Here is a 20,732-nt window from a genome sequence, read left to right on the forward strand (position 1 = left end):
TCCGCCGACTCGGCCAACGCCAGGGCCGGCGCACCCTGCTGCGACCCGCGACCCGTGTGGACACTCCGTCCCCCTCCCTGTTCGTCCCCTGCTGCGACCGCCCTGCGGCGGCCGCGTTCGACGCCCCCATTGTGCGGCAGGATTCTGACAGCGATCTGGACACCGACCGGGCGTTCCCGGCGGTGCCCTCAGACCGCGATAAGCTGAAGCACCGTGAGCCCGGACATGACGCCGGGCCCGCCACGTCGAAGCGCTGGGTCCGCGGGGATCCGGGCACACACAGCAGTGAAGGGCACGCCGCGTCCATGAGCACGGATAAAACCACGAGCTGGGCCTATTGCGAGGCCTACGCCACGGAGGACGAAACCGCTTTCCGTGCGCGCGAGCGCTCCCTGGCCCTGCGCTTGGACCCCGTGACCCCGGCCACCGCGGCGCTGCTGACCGTCCTGGCGTCGTCGTCCCGCCCCGCGACCGTGGTGGAAGTGGGCACCGGTGCGGGCGTCTCGGGGCTCGCGCTGCTGCGCGGGATGCCGTCCGAGTCCGTCCTCACGACCATCGACACCGACATCCGGGCCCTGCGCGCCGCGCGGGACACGTTCCGCGAGGCCGGTTTCGAAACCAAACGCACCCGCACGATTTCCGGTGCGGCCTCCCTGGTGCTGCCGCGGCTCACCGAGAACGCGTACGACATGGTGTTCATCGACGCGGACGTGGTCAACACCGCCGAGTACGTCATCGAGGGCGCCCGGTTGCTGCGTCACGGCGGGATGCTCGTGGTCAACGACGCCCTGCACCAGGACCTAGTCCCCCAGCCCGCGCAGCGCCAGGAGGAGACCGTGATCATGCGCGACGTCGTGCGCACCCTGCGGGACGAACCGCGGTTGTCCACGGCCGTGGTGCCCACGGGAACGGGTGTACTGCTGGCCGTCCGGCTGTGAGCGGCTCCCTGTTCAAGGACGCCGGACTCGTGGCCCTCGGCGGCGCTGCGGGGAGTCTGGCCCGCTGGTGGGTGTCCCTCGTGATTCCGGCAGGATCCGGGTGGTCGTGGGCCACGTTCGCGGTCAATGCCTCCGGCGCCTTCCTGCTCGGGCTGCTGCTCGAAGCGCTCACCCGCCCCGGCCGCGAGCGCCGTGGTGCCCACACCGCGCGCATGCTGCTCGGCACCGGGCTTCTCGGCGGGTTCACCACCTACTCGACCTTCGCACTGGAGCTGTGGGAGCGCGTGCGCTCCGGGGCGAGCGCGGCCGCGTTCGGTGACGCGGTGCTGATGCTCGTCGCGGGGCTGGCCGCCGCGGCCGCGGGTCTCGCGGTGGGCGCCTGGCTCCGGGGACGACGCCGCGGCACGCCCACCGCGGGAGCGGCGCGGTGATCGCGGTACCCGCCGTGGCCCTGGGCGGCGCCGTGGGAGCGGTCCTGCGTTTCCTCCTGGACCGCGGGATCACCGCCCGGTGGGCTCCCACCTTCCCCGCGGCCACACTGCTGATCAACGTGACGGGGTCGTTCGTGCTCGGTGTGGTCACCGGACTGAGCGCGGTTCTGGGACCCGTGTGGACGCTCGCCCTGGGCACCGGGCTGTGCGGTGGCTACACCACGTTCTCCACGGCCATGGTGGACGCCGTACGGCTCGCGCGAGAACAACGTGCCGGGGCCGCGGTGGTGTCGGTGCTCGGAACCGTCCTGTGGAGCCTGCTCGCCGTGGCCGCGGGGCTCACCCTCGGGAGCCACTGGGCGTTCTGAGCCCCGAACGCCGCGAGGGCCCCTCACTCGATGTGAAGGGCCCTCGCGACACGGGCGTGGGGGGTGTCGGTGCTACTGCGTCACCGAAGCCAAGCACTCGCGCAATTCCGCGGCCTCGTCCGACTTGAGTTCCACCACCAGACGCCCTCCGCCTTCCAGGGGGACCCGCATGATCAGACTGCGTCCTTCTTTGGTGACCTCCATGGGTCCGTCACCCGTCCTCGGCTTCATGGCCGCCATTTATGAGCTCCTCTTCGTGAGTACTTACGCTCGCTATCTTATCGAACGCTCAGCCAGTACCGTGACCCGGCACACGACGCGGGAGCGCTCGGAACCATCTGTGCCGTAGCGCACAGCGCGTGTGTGGACAGCGCCTGCGGCATGGGCCGCCGCACGGGGTCACGGCGGGTAGTCGCCACCGCCGGGTAGTTGCTTCCAATGCCACAGCCACCCGACCCACACGATCTGCAGCACTGCCCCGAAGATCACGAGCAGCACCCGATAGGCGCGCGAGTCGCTCACGTGCACCAGGGCGGCGGCGAGCGGCGCCCACGGCAACAGCAACCGGAACGTGGAGCTCTGCGGGTTGAGCACGAGCAGCAGATAGCACCCGTAGGCCGCGATCCACACACGGACAAAGAACGGCAGGGCCCGCTTGACCGTGTCCGAACGCAGCAGCATCACGACCGCCGCCACGAGCACCACGGGAGCGACGAGTCCGGCGATCGGGCCCAGCAGATCAGTGGCCTCGTGGAACCAGGGCAACACGGGGATCACGTGCTGGCTCCCGCGCCAGGCGGCCTCCGTCTCGGTGTAGGCCATGGGCTCCCGGGTGACGACCCACGCGATGGCCGGCCACGCGAGGGCGGCAGCACACGCGATCAGCGCCACCACGAGCCAGCGGTCCAGGCACCGGTACCACGCCCGACGTCGCGCGAGCACGTCCCCCACGCTGCGCCACAACCACCACACCCCCAGCGCCGCGGCCAGGGCCACGCCGGTGGGTCGGGTCAGTGCCTGCGCCACCACGAACACGGTGGCCCACACGGGCCGGTCCCGCACGACGCACAACATGGCGCTCAGCAAGAACAGCATGCTCAGCGCCTCGGCGTACGCGGTCTGCAGCACGGGTGCCACGGGGTTGAACGCGAACACCGCCACGGCCCACAGTGCCGGGCGTGAGACGCCCCCGGGAGTGCGGGGCGCGGCCATCACGGGTGCTTGGCACACCAGTCGGTAGAACACCAGGGCCGCACCAAAACCGGCCACGAGGGACACCGTGGCGGCCGTGACGGCCCACCCGGTCCCGGTCAGTGCGTCGATGCCGCGCACGAGCAGCGGGAACACGGGGTAGAACGCCCACGCGTTCTCGGACACCGTGCCCAGCGAGTCCCGGGGCACCTGGAACGGATACCCCTCCCGGAAGATGGTGTGGTACCAGTCGGCGTCCCACGTGTTCACGAAATCCAGGTACCCCAGGGCGCCGTTGCCCCACGGCCCGGGACCCTGTTGGGCACCCACGACCGTGAACACCGTCCAGCCCCAGACCCGCGACACCCCGTAGACCACGAGCACGGCGAGCCACCACGGAGCCGCCGCCCACAGTCGACGCATCCTCCCCGCACGGGAGTCGTGCGCGCTGCGCGCGGGGTCCGCCACCGCCGTGGAACTCACGCGCCGGAACCGGGGGCGCGAGCGTCGTCGCCCCTGGAACGGGGTATTGCGGTGCCAGGGTCGGTGTCGCCGCGCACGGAACCGCGCGCGCCATCCGCGGGAGCGGCGTCGTCGCCCCCGGAACCGGGCGCCGCGGCGTCGACCGCTGCCTTCCCCGGGACGGGAGAGACACCCGGGGCGGGGCCGGAGACCGGGATGCCGTCGTCGTCGGCGTGGACCGCGGTGAGGATCTCCACGACCTCGGCCACGCTGTCCGTGACCCGGAACAGTTCGAGGTCCGCGGTGGAGACCTTGCCGTCGGCCACCAGCGTGGTGGTGATCCAGTCCAGCAACGGGCCCCAGTAGTCCGTGCCCACCAGGATCACCGGGAAACGCGTGATCTTGCCCGTCTGCACGAGGGTCAGTGCCTCGAAGAGTTCGTCGAGCGTACCGAAGCCGCCCGGCAGCGCCACGAAGCCCTGGCTGTACTTCACGAACATGGTCTTGCGCGCGAAGAAGTAGCGGAAGTTGATGCCCAGGTCCACCCAGTCATTGAGGCGCTGTTCGTGGGGCAGCTCGATGCCGATCCCTACCGAGTGCGCGCCCACGTCCACCGCTCCCCTGTTCGCGGCCTCCATCACGCCGGGGCCGCCGCCCGTGACCACGGCGTAGCCGGCTTTGCCGATTTCCCGTCCCAGCTCGCGCGCGAGCTCGTACTCCGGGTGCCCCGGCGCGGTGCGCGCCGACCCGAAGACCGAGACGGCGGGGCCCAGGTTCGCGAGTGCGTCGAAGCCTTCGACGAACTCCGCCTGGATCCGCAGGACGCGCCACGGGTCGGTGCGGGTGAAGTCGTCCGGTTCGGCGGGGCGCTGGTCCAGGAAACGCTGGTCGGACGTGCGCCGATGCAGCTGTTTGCGGCGCAGCACCACCGGCCCCTTGTGACGCTCGGGGGGTAGGGAACGTTCGTGCGGTGTCTCAGGGGTGTGCATGCCCACCAGGCTACGTTCTCGTGCTGCACGACGCCGCAGAACTCCCCTGCGGCATGCAACGCGGTGAGTACTCGAGCCAACCTCCCCCGCCTCGGATCGGATACCCGATCACCCCGCGCTCAGGACAACCAGGACGCGAGCGCACGGTGGCAGGCCCGGACGGCGTCGTCGAACACGTGCTCGTCGTCGGTGTGGGCGAGCAGGGCGTCCCCGGGGCCGAAGTTCACGGCAGGCACCCCGGCCTCCGAGAAGCGGGCGACGTCGGTCCAGCCGTACTTGGGCATGGGCTCCCGCCCCACGGCGGCCACGAACTGCGCGGCGGAGGGCCGGTCCAGCCCGGGACGGGCCGCCGGCGAGAGGTCCTGCCACTCGAGCTCGTACCCGGTGAAGACCTCGCGCATGTGGTCCTGTGCCTGCTCGAGGGACTTGTCCGGGGCGAAGCGGTAGTTGACCTCGACCCACGCGGTGTCCGGGATCACGTTGCCCGCGACTCCCCCGCCGATCCGGATCGCATTGAGCCCTTCACGGTAGTCGAGGCCCTCCACGGTCACGGTGCGCGCCTCGTACGCGCTCAACCGGGCCAGGACGTCCGCCTGCTTGTGGATCGCGTTCTCCCCGATCCACGAGCGCCCGGAGTGGGCGGCCTTGCCGTGGGTCGTGATCCGGAAACGCATGGTGCCGTTGCACCCGCCCTCCACGGTCCCGTTGGTCGGTTCGAGCAGCACCGCGAAGTCCGCCTCGAGCAGTTCGGGGCTGTTGCGCATCACGCGGCCCAGCCCGCTCGCATCGCTCGAGACCTCTTCGTGGTCGTAGAACACGTAGGTGACGTCCCGGTTGGGCTCGGTGAGTTCGTGCGCGAGCACCAGTTGGACGGCCACACCGCCCTTCATGTCGGTGGTGCCGCGGCCGTAGATCACGTCCCCGTCCGCTTCCCGACGCCGCGTGGCCGGGACCCCGCCCAGCGATCCCTCCACGGTGGGCAGGGGCACGGTGTCCAGGTGGCCGGCGAGGATCACGCGTTCGTCTCGGCCGCGGTCCGTGCGGGCGATCACGGTGTCCCCGTCCCGGTGGACACTGAGATGGGGCAGAGCGCGCAGGGCTGTTTCGACGGCGTCGGCCAGGGGGCCCTCGTGATCGGACACGGACTCCACGTCCACGAGCGCGGCGGTCAGATCCGCGGGATCCATGGTGAGGTCGAGGGTCACGGAAGCGTCTGAACTCATGCGTGCCAGCCTACAGTTTGCCCCTGCGCCCCGCAGTGGGCGTCGCGGTCGGCTGCCGCGGGGCCTCATTGACGAGCCGCGCGGGTCGGGTCATCTACCACCGGGTCACGGGGCATCTTTTAGGATGGGCCCATGACTTCAACGAGCGAGAGCACCGAGAATTCCCGTATCGCCTCCGGAGTGGGGCTGGCCACCGTGGTGGACTCCGGCGAGCGGGAGGGGACCGTGCTGGACGTCTTCTACCCTGCGCCGAGCCTGAGCGCCAACCCGGATACGAGCTACGAGGCGGATCTGCGCGTGGCCGCCACCACGGACCCGGATCGCAACGTGCGCTCCGAGATCGTGACCACCGTGATCAACCTGGACGAGGCACCCCAGGACGCCGCGGACGCCTACCTGCGCCTGCACCTGCTGTCCCACCGCTTGGTGCGGCCCAACACCCTCAACCTGGACGGCGTCTTCGGCAAGCTCGCGAACGTGGCGTGGACCAGCCGCGGTCCCGTGCTCGCGGAGGAACTGACCCGCTCCCTGCTGCGCCTGCGCGCCGGCGGGACCGTGACCGTGCTCGGCGTGGACAAGTTCCCGCGCATGGTCGATTACGTGGTGCCCTCGGGTGTGCGCATCGGTGACGCGGACCGCGTGCGCCTCGGTGCCTACCTGGGCGAGGGCACCACCGTGATGCACGAGGGGTTCGTGAACTTCAACGCCGGCACGCTCGGCGAGGCCATGGTTGAGGGCCGGATCTCCGCCGGCGTCGTGGTCCACGACCACACGGACGTGGGCGGCGGCGCATCCATCATGGGCACGCTGTCCGGCGGCGGCAAGCAGCGGATCACGCTGGGCCAGCGCTGCCTGCTGGGCGCCAACGCGGGCGTGGGCATCTCCCTGGGTGACGACTGCGTCGTCGAGGCCGGCCTGTATGTCACCGCCGGTACCCGCGTGAGCCTCATCGAGGGCGGCGCCGAACCCCGCGTGGTCAAGGCGTCCGAGCTCTCCGGCGTGAACAACCTGCTGTTCCGCCGCAATTCCACCAACGGCGCCGTGGAGGCGCTGCCCCGCCAGGGCAGCACGGTGGAGCTCAACGCCGCACTGCACGCCAATTGATCCCCGCCGTCGCGCGTCCACGGATCGCGACGACGACGCCGCTCGGCCGGGTCCCGCAGCTCGCGGGCCCGGCCGCGCGTTTTCGTGAGGTCCACTGGATAGGGTGGGGACCATGAAGATTCTTGTCACCGGGGGAACCGGGTACATCGGCTCGCACACGGTTCTGGCGCTGCTCGAGGCGGGGCACGACGTCGTCGTCCTGGACAACCTGTCCAATTCGACCAAGACGTCGCTCGAGCGGGTGGCGGAACTCGCCGGACGCGACGTCGCGGCGTTCGAAGAGGTGGACCTGCTGGACCGCGAGGGTCTGGACCGCGTGTTCACGCAGCACCGCCCGGACGCCGTGATCCACTTCGCGGGGCTCAAGGCCGTGGGGGAATCGGCGCAGAAGCCGCTGTGGTACTACACGAACAACGTCAGCGGGACCGTGAACCTGTTGTGGGCCATGGAGGAGAACGGGTGCCGCAGCATCGTGTTCTCGTCCTCGGCCACCGTGTACGGCGCCCCGGAGACCATGCCGCTGACCGAGAAGCTATCCATGGACGCGCAGAACCCGTACGGCCGTACCAAGGAACACATCGAGGACATGCTCGCGGACCTCGCGGCCTCCGATGACCGCTGGTCCGTGGCCCTGCTGCGCTACTTCAACCCCGTGGGCGCGCACGAGTCCGGGCGGATCGGTGAGGACCCCTCGGGGATCCCCAACAACCTCATGCCGTTTGTCGCGCAGGTGGCCGTGGGCCGGCGCGAGAAGCTCATGGTCTTCGGCGACGACTACCCCACCCCGGACGGCACCGGCGTGCGCGACTACATCCACGTGGTGGACCTCGCGGACGGGCACCTACGTGCCCTGGACCGGATCAGCCGGGACCACGGCGTGCACGTGTGGAACCTGGGCACCGGCCGCGGCTACTCCGTGCTGGAGGTCCGCGAGGCATTCCAGAAGGCCTCGGGCCGGGAGATCCCCTACGAGATCGCCCCGCGCCGCCCCGGCGACGCCGCTGTGTCCTACGCCGATCCCGCCTCCGCCCTCGCCGAGCTGGGCTGGTCCGCGGACCGGGACATCGACACCATGTGCCGGGACCACTGGAACTGGCAGAAGAACAACCCGAACGGTTACGACGGCTGAGCCGAGCGGCGGCGTCGTCGGGTAGCGGGCGCGGCGCGCGCCGACGACGGCCCGGCCCTCCGGAGCCGCCGCGCGGCGGCGTCGTGCCCGCACCGACGAACGAGCCCCGATCACCGAACGGTGATCGGGGCTCGTCGGTTTGACCGGGAAACTCAGTTGGCGGTCGGGTAGTGGCGCTCACCCTCGCCCACGTAGAGCTGGCGGGGGCGGCCGATCTTGGTCTCGGGGTCCTCGATCATCTCGCGCCACTGCGCGATCCAGCCGGGCAGGCGGCCGATCGCGAAGAGCACGGTGAACATCTTCTCCGGGAAGCCCATGGCCTTGTAGATCAAACCCGTGTAGAAGTCCACGTTCGGGTAGAGCTTGCGCTCCACGAAGTAGTCGTCCGCGAGGGCCTTCTCCTCCAGGCCGATGGCCAGGTCCAGCAGCTCGTTGTTGCCGCCCATCTTGGCCAGGACGTCGTGCGCGTAGCCCTTGATGATGCGGGCACGGGGATCGTAGTTCTTGTAGACACGGTGCCCGAACCCCATGAGGCGGACGCCGTCCTCCTTGTTCTTGACCTTCTCCATGAACTCGTCCGCGGAGAGCCCACGATTCTGGATCTGGTCCAGCATGGCCAGCACGGCCTCATTGGCACCGCCGTGCAGCGGGCCGTAGAGGGCGTTGATGCCCGCGGAGACGGACGCGAACATGTTGGCGTGGGAGGAACCCACCAGGCGCACCGTGGAGGTGGAGCAGTTCTGCTCGTGGTCCGCGTGCAGCATGAACAGGATGTCCAGGGTCTTGGCGACCACCGGGTCCACCTCGTAGTCCTCGGCGGGCACACCGAAGCACATGCGCAGGAAGTTCTCCGCGTAGTTGAGGTTGTTATGGGGGTACAGCTGCGGCTCGCCCACGGACTTCTTGTACGCGTACGCGGCCAGAGTGGGGACCTTTGCGAGCAGGCGGATGGTGGAGATCTCCACGTGCTCCTTGTTGAACGGGTCCAGGGAGTCCGAGTAGAAGGTGGACAGCGCGGACACGGCCGAGGACAGCACGGGCATGGGGTGCGCGGAGCGGGGGAAGCCGTTGAAGAACATCTTGATGTCCTCGTGCACCATGGTGTGCGTGGTGATGCGGTGCTGGAAGTCCTCGTACTGCTCACGCGTGGGAAGCTCGCCGTAGATCAGCAGGTAGGCGGTCTCCAGGAAGTTGGAGTGCTCCGCAAGCTCCTCGATGGGGTAGCCGCGGTAGCGCAGGATGCCCTGGGCGCCGTCGATGTAGGTCACCGTGGAGCGCGTGTTCGCGGTGTTCACGAACCCGGGGTCGAAGCTGACGTTGCCGGTCTCCTTGAGCAGGGAACCCACGCCGTAGCCCTTGTTGCCCTCGGTCACCTCCAGTACGGGGAGCTCGAGGGACTTGCCCTTCTCGTAGTTCAGCTCCACCTTGTCGGTGGACTTCTTGGCCTCTGCCATGATGTGTCCTTCACGGTTCGCTAGGTGTTCCACGACGGGTTCGCGGTCCGGTTCACCCCCACGCCGTCGTGGCGGTTCGGGTCGGTGCGCACCGGGCGGGAACACGATGTCATTCCCCACCAACCTACCCGTTGGTGTGATCGGGATTCCACTTGCCCACCCGTGTGCGGCGGGCTCAGACGGCGCCTGAGAGCCGTTGCACGGCGGCCGCCATGCGCTCGTCGCTCGCGGTCAGGGACAGCCGCACGTAGCCGTGCCCGGCGTCCCCGTAGAAGGTCCCGGGGCCCACCACGATGCCCAGGCGCGCGAAGCGTTCCACGGTGTCCCACGTGTCCTCACCGGCGGTGGCCCACAGGTACAAGCCGGCCTCGGAATGCTCGATCGTGAGCCCGAAAGCCTCCACGGCGGGCTTGAGTGCCTCGCGCCGCTGCCGGTAGAGGTTCTTCTGCGCCGTCACGTGGGCGGTGTCCCCCAGGGCCACGCGCATGGCTTCCTGCACGGGATAGGGCACGATCATCCCGGCGTGCTTGCGCGAGTTGATGAGCGAGGGCATCAGCGCGGGGTCACCCGTGAGGAACGCGGCGCGGTAGCCCGCGAGGTTCGACTGCTTGGACAGCGAGTACGCGCTGAACAGCAGGGACGTGTCCCCGCCGCTCACGCGCGGGTCCAGGACGGACGGCACGGGTTCGCCACCGCGTGCGGGATCCCACTGACCCCAGCCGAGCTCGGCGTAGCACTCGTCGGAGACCACCACGGCCCCCTGCGAGCGGGCCTGGTCCACGAGCCGCTTGAGACTCTGCGCGTCTCGCACGATGCCCGTGGGATTGCCCGGCGAGTTGACCCACACCATGCGCACGCGCTCGCGCACCGAGGGCTCGAGCTCGTCCAGCGAGTCCGCGGCCACGGCCTCGGCGCCGGCGATCTGCGCCCCGATGTCGTACGTGGGGTAGGCGACCACGGGACGCACTACGACGTCGCCCGGGCCCAGACCCAGCAACAGCGGCAGCCATGCGACGAGTTCCTTGGAACCCACCGTGGGCATCACGGCGTCCGGGTCCAGGTCGGGCACACCGCGACGATCGGCGAACCACGCGGCCACGGCCTCCCGCAGCGCGGGGGTCCCGTGCGTCGTGGGATACCCGGGGGCGTCCGCCGCGGCGGCGAGCGCATCCTGGATCACGAGCGGCGTGGGGTCCACCGGGGTCCCGATGGACAGGTCCACCACACCATCCGGGTGCTCCTGCGCGGTCCGGCGGTACGGCGCAAGGGAGTTCCAGGGGTAGTCGGGCAGGTTCAGACCGAATCCGCGGGCCACGCTCACCGGATCAGTCCTGGTTCTGCGGGGGCAGTTCCGCGATCATGGGGTGGTCCTTGTGGGTGTTGCCGAGCTTGGCGGCCCCACCCGGAGAGCCCAGATCGTCGAAGAACTCCACGTTCGCCTTGTAGTACTCGGCCCATTCCTCGGGGGTGTCGTCCTCGTAGTAGATGGCCTCCACGGGGCACACCGGTTCGCACGCCCCGCAGTCCACGCACTCGTCCGGGTGGATGTACAGGGATCGCTCGCCCTCGTAGATGCAGTCCACGGGACATTCCTCCACGCAGGCCTTGTCCTTGACATCCACGCACGGCTGCGCAATTACGTAAGTCACGGTTGACGAACCTCTCCTTCTGTTCCCAAGTCCTCGACCATTCTAGCGGCGGGCATTCGAGGCTACCGCGCCCGCGAGCGCACCAGCCAATGCCCCGTAACAATCACGGAGGCCATGACCGCCACGAAGATCACGGCGAACCACAGCAACCCCACGATCCCCACGGGCTCGGCCCACGTGGTGACCACGAGCGCCGAGCCCTCTCGCAGGTACGCGGTGGCCCAGGCAATCACGTACGTCACGAGCCCTGGGACGGCAGCCGCCCACACGCGCCGGGTCGCGGTACCGCACCACACGCTCGCGCACAGCAGCAGCGCCCCGGAGAATACGAGCCCCCACGGGAGCCACCAACCGTCCAGGTACCAGATGTTGGCGTGCATGGCCGTGGCCACCGCTCCCGCCACGAGTCCCGTGAGCAGTGCCGTCACCAACGATGACGCCGCTCCCGGCCGTTGCTTCTCGGCTCCCCCGGGCGCGTGGTCGCCGGCGGTCTGCACGGCCGGGGCGCTCTCCCACGGGGCGGTGCGGCGCAGTCCGGACGCGCTCATTGTCCGCCCCGGCGTAACAGGCGGAACGTCTCGGTAGCGCTGAGGGTCTGCGGCACGCCGTTGGATAGCTCGTACGTGGTGCCCTGCGGGTCCTCGCCCAGGGTGATCTGTGTGGCGTGCGCCGCCATTGCGGCGCGCTTCACCGCCAGATCACCGTGGATCGCCGCTTGCGGCCGTTCGTCCGAGGGGTTCACGTCGCTCTCGATCCCCCACGTCAGGGGGACGTCCCACGCGTCGTGGGCGGTGTCCGGTGCTGACGCTGCGAGGTCCACGGCGCGCAGCGTGACCCCGTGCGTGGCCACGTGGTCCGGGTGACCGTACCCGCCGTCGTCGTCGTAGGTGATCACGGCGTGGGGGCGCACCGCGCGGATAGCTGCGGCCACGTGGGCGGCGGCCTCCTGCGGATCCGCCGCCGTGAGCGCTGCGGGTGAGACGTCCTCGGCGGGCTGCGGGCGGCCGTCGGGCCCCCAGCTCATCCCGGAATCCACGTACTTGTCCGCGCCGTTGGCGAAACCCTCGGCGGGATCGTGGGCGGGGGGCTCCCCCGCGAAGAACCGGTCCGCGAGCCCCATGGCGGCTGCGGCGGCGTCGAGCTCACCCACGCGGTAGAGCCCCAGCGCGGTGCCGTCGGTGTCCGGGCACCCGGGTTGGCCCACCTCGAGATGACGCAGGGCGGGCGGGATAACCTCACCGCGTTCGCCGCGCGTCATGGTCAGCAACACCGTGGTGGCGCCCAGCGCGCCGTAGTACCCGATGGATACGCCCGTGACGATGGCTTCGTCGTCCGGGTGGGCGTGCACCCACAACACACGAGCCCGGGCGGGGTCCACGCCCCCGGGGAGCAGTGTCTCCACCGCCCCCTCGGTCGCGTGTCCCCCGCCCGGGTATCGAGGATCGGCCACGATCAGGCGCGCGCCCGCTGCCGGGCGACCTTGAGGCGCTCGTTGGCGTCCAGGACCACCTTGCGGATGCGGATGGCCTCCGGGGTGACCTCCACGCACTCGTCCTCGCGCGCGAACTCGAGGGACTCCTCGAGCGTGAGCTTGCGCGGGGGCGTGAGGTTCTCGAAGCTGTCCGCCGTGGACGAGCGCATGTTGGTGAGCTTCTTCTCCTTGGTGATGTTCACGTCCATGTCGTCCGCGCGGGAGTTCTCACCCACGATCATGCCCTCGTAGACCTCGGAGGTGGGCTCCACGAAGAACGAGCCGCGCTCCTGCAGGTTGATCATGGCGTACGGGGTGACCACACCGGCACGGTCCGCGATCATGGAACCGTTGGTGCGGTACTCGATCTCCCCGGCCCATGGCTCGTAGCCGTCCGCGTAGGAGGACGCGATGCCCGCGCCACGGGTCTCCGTGAGGAACTTGGTGCGGAAGCCGATCAGACCGCGCGAGGGGACCTTGAACTCCATACGCACCCACCCGGTGCCGTGGTTGCTCATGCCCTCCATGCGGCCCTTACGCGCGGCCATGAGCTGGGTGATCGCACCCAGGAACTCGTCCGGAGCATCGATCGTCATGTGCTCGTAGGGCTCGTGCACCTTGCCATCCACGGTCCTGGTGACCACCTGTGGTTTGCCCGCGGTGATCTCGAAGCCCTCGCGGCGCATCTGCTCCACGAGGATGGCCAGGGCCAGCTCACCGCGGCCCTGCACCTCCCACGCGTCCGGGCGCTGGGTGGGCAGCACGCGCAGCGAGACGTTCCCGATGAGCTCCTTGTCCAGGCGGTCCTTGACCTGGCGCGCGGTGACCTTGGCGCCCTTGACGCGTCCGGCCAAGGGCGACGTGTTGATCCCGATGGTCATGGAGATCGCGGGGTCGTCCACCGTGATCAGCGGCAGCGGCTCGGGGTTCTCGAGGTCCGTGAGGGTCTCACCGATGGTGATGTCCTCGATCCCGGCCACGGCCACGATCTCACCGGGCCCGGCGCTCTCCGCAGGCACCCGGTCCAGGCCCTTGGTGGCCAACAGTTCGGAGATGCGCACGCTCTTGAGGGTTCCGTCGTGACGCGCCCACGCCACGGTCTGGCCCTTCTTCAGCGTCCCGTTGAAGATGCGCAGCAGGGCCAGGCGACCCAGGAACGGGGAGGCGTCCAGGTTGGTCACGTGCGCCTGCAGCACGCCGTCCGGGTTGTAGGACGGCGCGGGGATGTGCTCGATGATGGTACGGAACAGCGGCTCGAGGTCCTCATTGTCCGGCAACTCGCCGTTGCCGGGCTGGTCGGTGGAGGCACGGCCGGCCTTGCCAGAGGCGTAGACCACGGGCACGTCCAGGACGGCGTCCAGGTCCAGGTCCGGGTGGTCCTCGGCGATGTCCGAGGCCAGGCCCAGCAGCAGGTCCATGGTGTCGGAGACGACCTCGTCGATCCGGGCGTCCGGGCGGTCCACCTTGTTGACGACGACGATCACGGGCAGCTTGGCCTCGAGGGCCTTGCGCAGCACGAACCGGGTCTGGGGCAGCGGGCCCTCGGAGGCGTCCACGAGCAGCACGACACCGTCCACCATGGACAGACCGCGCTCCACCTCGCCACCGAAGTCGGCGTGACCCGGGGTGTCGATCACGTTGATCGTGATGGTCTCACCGTTGGCCGCGGGGCCGTCGTAGAACACCGTGGTGTTCTTGGCCAGGATGGTGATGCCCTTCTCCCGCTCCAGGTCGCCCGAGTCCATGACCCGTTCCTCGACCTCTCCGTGGCTGGAGAACGCGTTCGTCTGCTGGAGCATGGCATCGACGATGGTGGTCTTGCCGTGGTCAACGTGGGCCACGATGGCCACGTTGCGCAGATCGGCGCGCTGGGTGGTGGTTTCAGACATGCACAGGTCTCTCTTCATGAGTGGATGCAGAGGGGAATCGTGGCGATTCTACTCCCCTCCGCCACCACCCGGAGCACACGTGATGCATGTCTCCCGTGTGCTCAGCCGAGCAGTTCGGGGCGCTGCCATTCCTCACCCAGCACGTGTTCGGCCAGGAACGCGAGCACGGTCTCGTACCACGCCCGCGAGTTGGCCGGCTTGAGGATCCAGTGGTTCTCGTCCGGGAAGTACAGGAACCGGTGGCCCTCCACCCGGGTGCGCAGCTGCAGATCGGACCACAGCTCGATGCCCTGGGAGATCGGGACCCGGTAGTCCTTGTCCCCGTGGATCACGAGCATGGGGACCTGGATCCGGTCCACGAACCGGTGCGGTGAGTACACGGCGGCCTGGGCCGGGCCCATGGCCTCACGCCACTCGGTGTTGTCCGTGGTGGCACCCATGGAGTCCAAGTTCCACAGGGACGCGTGGGTCACGATGCACCGGAACCGGTCCGCCGTCTGGGTGGCCACCCAGTTGGCCATGTACCCGCCGTAGGAACCGCCCAGCAGCGCTTGGCGCTGGGCATCGATGTCCGCCCGCTGCGTCGTGGCCTCCACGAGGGCCATCACGTCCGTGAACGGCGCCCCGCCCAGCTCCTGCTGACCGCGGTCGATCATGGCCTGTCCGTAACCCGTGGAGATGGCCGGGTCCGGGAATAGCACGGCATAACCGCGGGCCACGAACGGCCACGGATTCCAACGCCAGCTCCACTGGTTGTTGGACGCCCACGGCCCACCGTGAACGAACACGAGCAACGGGTGTTCGGTTCCCTCCCCCTCGGGCAGCGCGAGCCACGCGCGGATGCTCGTCCCGTCCTCGGCGGTCGTGGTGACCTCCTCGAGGCGGCCGGGGACGGCGTCGTCGGGCACGAGACCGTCGATCCGGGTGGGCTCGGCGCAGAACTCCCGACCGGACCACGTCACCGCCTCGAGGGGGTGGTCGTAGGTGGCCCGCAGACCGTAGAACGCGTCCCCCACGGGGTGGACCGCGCAATAGGTCCACGGCTGCTCGGCACCGCCGGCCAGGACGTCGATCGAGGAGTCCCCGCCCCGCGGGCACGTGACCCGCAGCACGATCCCCCGGCCCTGATAGTCGGACGTGCACACGAAGGAGTCGTCATCGATCCACCGGGATTCCCCCGCCCAGTATTCGTCTGTGGGCACCACTTCCGTGTCCCGACCCGTGCTCAGGTCGTGGACCCACAGCGAGATCTGCAGGTTGACGCCGTCGCGCCACACGACGTCCCGCTCCAGGACGACCCGGCTGCCGTCCGGGGAGACGGGCCCGGGCTCCCACCAGTCCTCCTCGGTGGCGTCCCGGAACAGTTCGGCCTGACCGGCGCCGTCTGCCGTGATCGGCACCCGCCACAGCTGGGACCGTTCCCAGCCCTCCGGCAACCACGCGGTCAACTGTGCGATCAGCCAGGTGCCGTCCGGGGCGACCGAGTAGCGCATTAACCGCCCGGCGGGCAGATCCACGCGGCGCACGGCCTCCCCCGCGTCCCGGGACTCGGCGAGCGCGGCGGTGTCCACGAACCACAGGGCGGTCTCGGCGGCTGGGAGGTCGTGGTCCCAGTACCGGAACGGCGCGCGGTCGTAGAGCATGGGACTCGCCCCGGATTCCTCACGCAATTCGTGCAGTTCACGGTTGCGGGCGAGCTCGTCCGCCGCACCCTTGGCACTCGGGTGCATGCCCGAGAGGAAGAACAGCATGTCCCCGCCCAGCTTGGGGTCCGAGATGCCCTCGGGCATGTCCAGCACCATGCGGGCGTCGCCGCGTTCGGGGAGCAACCACAACCGGGAGCGCTTCTCGTCGTCCCCGTCCATGGGCCGGTCGGACGTGAAGTAGAGCTCCCCCGACGGCGCCGGGCACACCTCTTGGACTCCGTGATCGCCGGAGGTCAGGGGGACAGGTGCACGATGGCCGTCGGTCGGGCGGGGTACCGACCACGCGTGTTTGACGTAGCGCTTACCGTCTGAGGACAGTTCCTGCCGCAGGGCGATCACCGGGCCGTTCCGGTGTCCGCTCAATCCGGTGAGTCGTGGGGTGGCCACGAGCTGTTCGGGAGTTTCATAACGGGGTGTCATATGAGTCACATTACAGACGTGCCGGTCACGCATAAGCGCCCACGTGTCACCCCAGCCACTAACGTGGCCCTCGGCCACGTGGCGCAGCGGTGGCGGATGGGAGTGGAACGCATGAGTTCGGACAAGGGGACGTTGGCGTGGGCGGTGCGCGTCACGGTTCCCGTGGCCATGGGATACCTGCCGCTCGGGATGGCCTTCGGCGCCTATGCGGTCTCGCTGGGGTTCGCTCCCTACCTGGCGCCCCTCACGGCTCTCGTGGTCTTCGCGGGCTCGATCGAGTTCCTGCTCGTGGGATTGGTCTCGGCGGGAGCGGGCCTGCTACAGATCGCCGTGACCACTCTGCTGGTCAACAGCCGACACATCTTCTACGGCTTCTCCTATCCCACCCACCTGTTGCGTTCGCCCTTCGCCAAGTTCTACGGCCCCTATGCCCTGACCGACGAGGCCTATGCGCTGATCAACAGCGGCGTGCGCCCCACCACGCAGCACGAGCTCATGCTGATCCAGGGCGTCTCCCAGTTCTACTGGGTCTTCGGTGCCGCGGTCGGAGCCGTGGCCGGCGGACTCATCCCGGAATCGTTCGACGGTTTCGACTTCGCACTGACCGGGTTGTTCACCCTGTTGTTCGTGAGCGCCCTGAGCGCGGCCTCGCAGCGCGTGATGATCGTGCTCGCCGCCCTGGCCTCCATGGCAGTGGGGCTGTTGCTGCCCCGCGACCTGTTCCTGCTCGGTGCCATGCTGTGCTACGCGGTGCTATGCGTCGTGCTCGTCAAACGCCCACGGCACGGTCGTTCGTCCCAGACCGCGGAAGGCGGCGCCTGAGATGCTCGCAGCCATCGTCGTGTGCGCCGCCGTGACCTATTCGTTGCGCCTGTTCCCCGTGTTGTTGGCCCATCGGTTCCGCGATCGCGAGGACCTGCGGGAGATCTCCGCCCTGCTCCCCGCGGGACTCATGTTGATCCTGGTCGCCTATACATTGCTGGAGGCCGATTCCGGGGTGCAGTTGAGCCGATTGATTCTCGCGGCGGTGATTTCCGTGATCGTCAACGCGGTGAGCAAGAATTTCCTGATGGCATTCATCGCGGGATTCTCGGCATATTCATTGTCGGGATTATTTCTGTAAATTGTCGAGGTAATTCGAGCGGCCCCGGAAACTCTGAGCCCCGCCGCGCAGTGAGTGAGCACACACGCCCCGCGCGCATCTGCGATGAGCCGACGACGGGGTCGCAAGCTCACTCGAACCATTAGATCAAATATTGTTTCCCTATTCTGGTGAGTGCACCCTCAGCAAACTCAGGCATACCTAACCCCAATTAGGTAACGACCTTTTACCATAAGGGTCAACTTACTGGCGCGCCCCGAAAAACACCCGTAGTGTTCATATCAGTTCATCCGACGATCAGAGCACCACCCGAATCACAGGAGAAGATCATGGCCACTCTCACCGCTGTTTCCGCTTGCACCGCCACCGGCTGCGCCTTCAACGACAACGGCTGCACCGCCCCCGCCATCACGGTGGGCGGCCAGGGCTCCGAGGCCTCGTGCACCACGTTCATCTCGCTCGACGCCCGCGGTGGCCTGCCCACCGCCAACGGCCAGGTGGGCGCGTGCCAGCGCCTCGAGTGCGTACACAACAAGGACCTATTGTGCACCGCCTCCTCGATCGAGGTCACTGCGGACGCCAACTGCGCGAGCTACGAAGCCCGCTGATCGCGGAGTTCACCGGGTAACAACTGCAGACACGAGAGGACCGCGAGTCATGCGACTCGCGGTCCTCTCATGTCTACAGTGATTGATCGAGCCCCGGCAGGTTCACACGACCGCCGGACAGCCTGGGGGCGTGACGCTGCCGCTGGGGTACCGGCGCGGCGTCACGCTGCGGCGGGGGTGCCCAGCAGGGATGCGAGGTTGTCGGCGAGGTCTTGCGCGGACGACGTCGGACGATGGAACGGGACGAAGTAGACGCTGGTAGCGGTCGAACCCTCGCGCAGAACCGTGACCCCGGTGAGATCCACGTCCACCACGAAATCCCGATTCCGGGTGTGAGCGCACCCGCCGCTCGAGGGCTTACGCGTCAGCAGGTGGGCGGGGATCCATCCGTTCTCCGCGGCATCGCACATCCCGGCCAGATCGAAAGGATCCACGGACACCGCGGCGTCCAGGGCCACGACTTCGGTGTTCACCGCGGCAATGGAATCCCCGAGCTCGCGGCCGAACGCCCGCACCTGGTCGACGCTCAGTGGCGTGGCACCGGAACCGTCATGAACCACGACCCGTGCCGTGGAGACGATCGCGAGTCGCCCGGACGCCGTGTCGGCCACGGTCGCCACGAGCTCCGGCAACTCCCCCGCCATGAGGAGTTCGTCGGTCTCGCCCGGGGTCAGCCACTCGAGACCCGCCAGGAAGTGTGCACTGGCCGCCACGATGCGTACTGAGGGGTCCGGAGCGAACTTGGCAATGTCCACGCGCACGTCCACGGTCTGCCCCGCCGGGGTCAGCGCAGCGACATCGGGGTGGGGAGCCGCGGCCATGACCATCCGGCCGTCCGGCATGAACCCGTGCGCCAAGCACGGCAGTGTAGGTTGACCCTCGAGGCGGTAGGCGACCACGTTCGCTCGGCCCGCGCCCGCGAGCATGCGGTGCGCGAGTGACACGACTCGCCCCGGCACGCCCACGTACCCGAGCTGTGCACCGTTGTCGGTTCGACCCACGATCGTCCCCGCTTCCGTTGTGACCAATCCCACCGGGCCCGCCGAGAACATCCCGACCGCACCCGATCCGCAAAACTTAGGAAAGCCTAACCTCCCAAAAAGGTGGACGGAAGGGTTTGCGACGAATTTGGTCAGATTTTTATGACCTAAACGGAGGTGATTCATATCACGGACGTGTGCGATAGCATCGCAGCATGCCTCCCCTACCCCTCCGACTCCGTTCATCCCGCGCCGCCCGACGATCACGCTCGCCGCGGATCGCCGGGGCCGCGGCACTGACCGGGGTGGCTTTGCTGGTCTCCGGGTGCGGGGCCTCGGGCGGGGACGCCCAGGAGGACGCGGGGCAGGATCCCGGCGCAGCGACGTCGTCCGCCACCAGCCGGGCGACGAGCGAGACGGCCCGTGCGAGCGAGCCCGGTAAGGGCCCGGAGTGTCCCGAGGACGCGTGCTTCACCGTGGCGATGACCGGTGATCTCCTGCTGCACGAAGGCCTGTGGCGCAACTTCGCGGTGGACCCGGCCATGAATGAAAACAGACACTTCGACTTCGACCCGCTGCTGGCCGGTCAAAAGCCGTACCTGGACCAGGCCGACGTGGCCATCTGCGAGATGGAGACCCCGGTGGCGCCCAAGGGTGGGCCCTACTCGGCCTACCCGAGCTTCAGTGTGCCGCCGGAGATCACCGTGGCGGCCAAGAACACGGGTTACGACGCGTGCACGTCCGCGACCAATCACACCGTGGACCGCGGCACCGAGGGCGTGAACCGGACCTTGGCGACCCTCGACGAGGCGAGCCTCAAGCACACCGGTTCGTACACTTCCGAGCGCGCATCCGAGGAGCCCATGCTGCTGGAGACCCCGGCCGGGACCGTGGCCGTGGTCACCGGGACCAACAGTCTCAACGGCCAGCGGGCGGAGCACGACTGGCAGGTGGACCGGCTGCGGGACCCCGCCGAGGAGCCGCAGCCCGCGCGACAGGACATCGACCGCGCCGTGGCGCAGGCGAAGAAGGCGCGCCAGCAGGGCGCGGACGTGGTGATCGCGGCCATGCACTCGATCATCGAGTACCAGGACGACGCCAACGCCTACCAGAAAACCACGGCCCACTCGCTGATCGATTCCGGTGCGTTCGACGCTGTGTACGGTCACGGTTCGCACAGCGTGCAGCCCATCGAGCACTACAACGGCAAGTGGATCGTCTACGGACTGGGCAACACCGTCACGGAGACATCCCCGGCGTACGAGAACAACAACCAGGGTCTCATCACGCGCTTCCAGTTCGCGCGCGGGGACGACGGCGGGTGGCGGGTCAGCGACCTGGCCTGGGCACCGAGCTCCAACACCCAGGACGGCCGGTTCCAGTGGTGCTCCACGGCCTCGGACCAGCCCAACGGTGTGTGCCGCTCCCCGCAGGAGGACCGGCAGATCCGCGAGCGCATCGCGGGGATCATCACCACGGACTCGGCCACGGCGAACGGGTTGCGGGAGTGGCGGGTCGCGGAGGAAACGGAAGACTGAGCGGCGGAACGTCCACGAGAGAAGGCCGGTTCCACGAGACCCCGTGAGGGTCCCGGAACCGGCCTTCTCCGTGCTCGTGA

The 20,732-nt window shown here is 68.8% G+C and carries 21 protein-coding genes; 9 read left to right on the forward strand and 12 right to left on the reverse strand.

What is annotated here, in order from left to right:
* Positions 1–305 precede the first annotated feature (305 nt).
* Genes RF646_RS00370 through crcB form a run of 3 tightly spaced genes read left to right on the forward strand, consistent with a single transcriptional unit; the run spans position 306 to position 1,737 of the window.
* Positions 306–938: an O-methyltransferase gene (locus tag RF646_RS00370; protein WP_064846071.1), complete on the forward strand. Its 633-nt coding sequence runs from the start codon at positions 306–308 to the stop codon at positions 936–938.
* Positions 935–1,369, forward strand: coding sequence for a CrcB family protein (locus RF646_RS00375; RefSeq protein ID WP_144997945.1), 435 nt, complete (start codon positions 935–937; stop codon positions 1,367–1,369). The genes RF646_RS00370 and RF646_RS00375 overlap by 4 nt, the downstream gene beginning before the upstream one ends.
* Complete coding sequence (gene crcB / locus RF646_RS00380) at positions 1,366–1,737, forward strand: fluoride efflux transporter CrcB (protein WP_085107172.1); 372 nt, start codon at positions 1,366–1,368, stop codon at positions 1,735–1,737. The genes RF646_RS00375 and crcB overlap by 4 nt, the downstream gene beginning before the upstream one ends.
* 72 nt (positions 1,738–1,809) lie before the next feature.
* On the opposite strand, the gene RF646_RS00385 is transcribed toward crcB, so the two are convergent.
* From RF646_RS00385 to dapE, 4 genes are all read right to left on the reverse strand, one after another.
* The gene (locus RF646_RS00385) at positions 1,810–1,977 is read right to left on the reverse strand and encodes a DUF3117 domain-containing protein (protein ID WP_064846068.1); all 168 of its coding nucleotides are present in this window, start codon (positions 1,975–1,977) and stop codon (positions 1,810–1,812) included.
* Positions 1,978–2,136: 159 nt separating this feature from the next.
* Positions 2,137–3,411, reverse strand: coding sequence for a hypothetical protein (locus RF646_RS00390; protein WP_368834902.1), 1,275 nt, complete (start codon positions 3,409–3,411; stop codon positions 2,137–2,139).
* A complete protein-coding gene (locus RF646_RS00395) occupies positions 3,408–4,379 on the reverse strand; it encodes a TIGR00730 family Rossman fold protein (protein WP_368834903.1) in 972 nt (323 codons plus the stop codon). The genes RF646_RS00390 and RF646_RS00395 overlap by 4 nt, the downstream gene beginning before the upstream one ends.
* 119 nt (positions 4,380–4,498) lie before the next feature.
* A complete protein-coding gene (dapE, locus tag RF646_RS00400; RefSeq protein WP_064846067.1) occupies positions 4,499–5,602 on the reverse strand; it encodes a succinyl-diaminopimelate desuccinylase in 1,104 nt (367 codons plus the stop codon).
* 132 nt (positions 5,603–5,734) lie between these two features.
* Between dapE and dapD the strand changes: the two genes are divergently transcribed.
* A complete protein-coding gene (dapD, locus tag RF646_RS00405; RefSeq protein ID WP_085107164.1) occupies positions 5,735–6,706 on the forward strand; it encodes a 2,3,4,5-tetrahydropyridine-2,6-dicarboxylate N-succinyltransferase in 972 nt (323 codons plus the stop codon).
* Between the two features lie 112 nt (positions 6,707–6,818).
* The gene (gene galE, locus RF646_RS00410; RefSeq protein ID WP_368834904.1) at positions 6,819–7,835 is read left to right on the forward strand and encodes a UDP-glucose 4-epimerase GalE; all 1,017 of its coding nucleotides are present in this window, start codon (positions 6,819–6,821) and stop codon (positions 7,833–7,835) included.
* A 152-nt stretch (positions 7,836–7,987) separates the two neighbouring features.
* Here the strand turns inward: galE and RF646_RS00415 are convergent, their stop codons facing one another.
* The 7 genes from RF646_RS00415 to RF646_RS00445 form a co-directional block, all read right to left on the reverse strand.
* Entirely contained in the window at positions 7,988–9,289 is a 1,302-nt protein-coding gene (locus RF646_RS00415) for a citrate synthase (protein ID WP_064846064.1), read from the reverse strand.
* Positions 9,290–9,464: 175 nt separating this feature from the next.
* Positions 9,465–10,610 (reverse strand): succinyldiaminopimelate transaminase, encoded by a 1,146-nt coding sequence (gene dapC / locus RF646_RS00420; RefSeq protein WP_144997940.1) that lies wholly within the window; start codon positions 10,608–10,610, stop codon positions 9,465–9,467.
* A gap of 4 nt (positions 10,611–10,614) precedes the next feature.
* Positions 10,615–10,938 carry a ferredoxin gene (gene fdxA / locus RF646_RS00425; protein WP_035965353.1) on the reverse strand — a complete coding sequence of 108 codons (324 nt, stop codon included), beginning with the start codon at positions 10,936–10,938 and terminating at the stop codon, positions 10,615–10,617.
* Between the two features lie 62 nt (positions 10,939–11,000).
* The gene (locus RF646_RS00430; protein ID WP_240505702.1) at positions 11,001–11,486 is read right to left on the reverse strand and encodes a hypothetical protein; all 486 of its coding nucleotides are present in this window, start codon (positions 11,484–11,486) and stop codon (positions 11,001–11,003) included.
* Positions 11,483–12,340: a PIG-L family deacetylase gene (locus RF646_RS00435; RefSeq protein WP_239319475.1), complete on the reverse strand. Its 858-nt coding sequence runs from the start codon at positions 12,338–12,340 to the stop codon at positions 11,483–11,485. Before RF646_RS00435 ends, RF646_RS00430 begins: the two co-directional genes overlap by 4 nt.
* Before the next feature lie 50 nt (positions 12,341–12,390).
* Positions 12,391–14,298 (reverse strand): translational GTPase TypA, encoded by a 1,908-nt coding sequence (gene typA / locus RF646_RS00440; protein WP_064846062.1) that lies wholly within the window; start codon positions 14,296–14,298, stop codon positions 12,391–12,393.
* 101 nt (positions 14,299–14,399) lie between these two features.
* A complete protein-coding gene (locus RF646_RS00445; RefSeq protein ID WP_270258039.1) occupies positions 14,400–16,424 on the reverse strand; it encodes an alpha/beta fold hydrolase in 2,025 nt (674 codons plus the stop codon).
* Positions 16,425–16,535: 111 nt separating this feature from the next.
* On the opposite strand from RF646_RS00445, the gene RF646_RS00450 reads away from it, so the two are divergent.
* The 3 genes from RF646_RS00450 (at position 16,536) to RF646_RS00460 (ending at position 18,134) form a co-directional block, all read left to right on the forward strand.
* Positions 16,536–17,246, forward strand: a complete 711-nt coding sequence (locus RF646_RS00450; protein ID WP_368834905.1) for an AzlC family ABC transporter permease — start codon at positions 16,536–16,538, stop codon at positions 17,244–17,246.
* 1 nt (position 17,247) lies between these two features.
* Positions 17,248–17,547: an AzlD domain-containing protein gene (locus RF646_RS00455; protein WP_085107151.1), complete on the forward strand. Its 300-nt coding sequence runs from the start codon at positions 17,248–17,250 to the stop codon at positions 17,545–17,547.
* Between the two features lie 308 nt (positions 17,548–17,855).
* Entirely contained in the window at positions 17,856–18,134 is a 279-nt protein-coding gene (locus RF646_RS00460) for a DUF1540 domain-containing protein (protein ID WP_035965361.1), read from the forward strand.
* A gap of 161 nt (positions 18,135–18,295) precedes the next feature.
* Here RF646_RS00460 and RF646_RS00465 read toward each other — a convergent pair whose 3' ends face one another.
* Positions 18,296–19,135, reverse strand: a complete 840-nt coding sequence (locus tag RF646_RS00465; protein ID WP_368834906.1) for a hypothetical protein — start codon at positions 19,133–19,135, stop codon at positions 18,296–18,298.
* Between the two features lie 194 nt (positions 19,136–19,329).
* Between RF646_RS00465 and RF646_RS00470 the strand changes: the two genes are divergently transcribed.
* Positions 19,330–20,652: a CapA family protein gene (locus RF646_RS00470; protein ID WP_368834907.1), complete on the forward strand. Its 1,323-nt coding sequence runs from the start codon at positions 19,330–19,332 to the stop codon at positions 20,650–20,652.
* The last annotated feature ends 80 nt before the right edge of the window (positions 20,653–20,732 follow it).

The sequence above is a fragment of the Kocuria sp. CPCC 205261 genome (genome assembly GCF_040981025.1).
GTDB classification, from domain to species: domain Bacteria; phylum Actinomycetota; class Actinomycetes; order Actinomycetales; family Micrococcaceae; genus Kocuria; species Kocuria marina.

Excerpts from the sequence above, each read along its gene's own strand:
- RF646_RS00370 (WP_064846071.1), top strand. The coding sequence starts at position 306 with ATGAGCACGGATAAAACCACGAGCTGGGCCTATTGCGAGGCCTACGCC.
- RF646_RS00415 (WP_064846064.1), bottom strand. The coding sequence starts at position 9,289 with ATGGCAGAGGCCAAGAAGTCCACCGACAAGGTGGAGCTGAACTACGAG.
- RF646_RS00450 (WP_368834905.1), top strand. The coding sequence starts at position 16,536 with ATGAGTTCGGACAAGGGGACGTTGGCGTGGGCGGTGCGCGTCACGGTT.
- galE (WP_368834904.1), top strand. The coding sequence starts at position 6,819 with ATGAAGATTCTTGTCACCGGGGGAACCGGGTACATCGGCTCGCACACG.
- RF646_RS00460 (WP_035965361.1), top strand. The coding sequence starts at position 17,856 with ATGGCCACTCTCACCGCTGTTTCCGCTTGCACCGCCACCGGCTGCGCC.
- RF646_RS00430 (WP_240505702.1), bottom strand. The coding sequence starts at position 11,486 with ATGAGCGCGTCCGGACTGCGCCGCACCGCCCCGTGGGAGAGCGCCCCG.
- RF646_RS00470 (WP_368834907.1), top strand. The coding sequence starts at position 19,330 with ATGCCTCCCCTACCCCTCCGACTCCGTTCATCCCGCGCCGCCCGACGA.
- RF646_RS00395 (WP_368834903.1), bottom strand. The coding sequence starts at position 4,379 with ATGCACACCCCTGAGACACCGCACGAACGTTCCCTACCCCCCGAGCGT.
- RF646_RS00455 (WP_085107151.1), top strand. The coding sequence starts at position 17,248 with ATGCTCGCAGCCATCGTCGTGTGCGCCGCCGTGACCTATTCGTTGCGC.
- typA (WP_064846062.1), bottom strand. The coding sequence starts at position 14,298 with ATGTCTGAAACCACCACCCAGCGCGCCGATCTGCGCAACGTGGCCATC.
- dapD (WP_085107164.1), top strand. The coding sequence starts at position 5,735 with ATGACTTCAACGAGCGAGAGCACCGAGAATTCCCGTATCGCCTCCGGA.
- RF646_RS00385 (WP_064846068.1), bottom strand. The coding sequence starts at position 1,977 with ATGGCGGCCATGAAGCCGAGGACGGGTGACGGACCCATGGAGGTCACC.
- RF646_RS00445 (WP_270258039.1), bottom strand. The coding sequence starts at position 16,424 with ATGACACCCCGTTATGAAACTCCCGAACAGCTCGTGGCCACCCCACGA.
- dapE (WP_064846067.1), bottom strand. The coding sequence starts at position 5,602 with ATGAGTTCAGACGCTTCCGTGACCCTCGACCTCACCATGGATCCCGCG.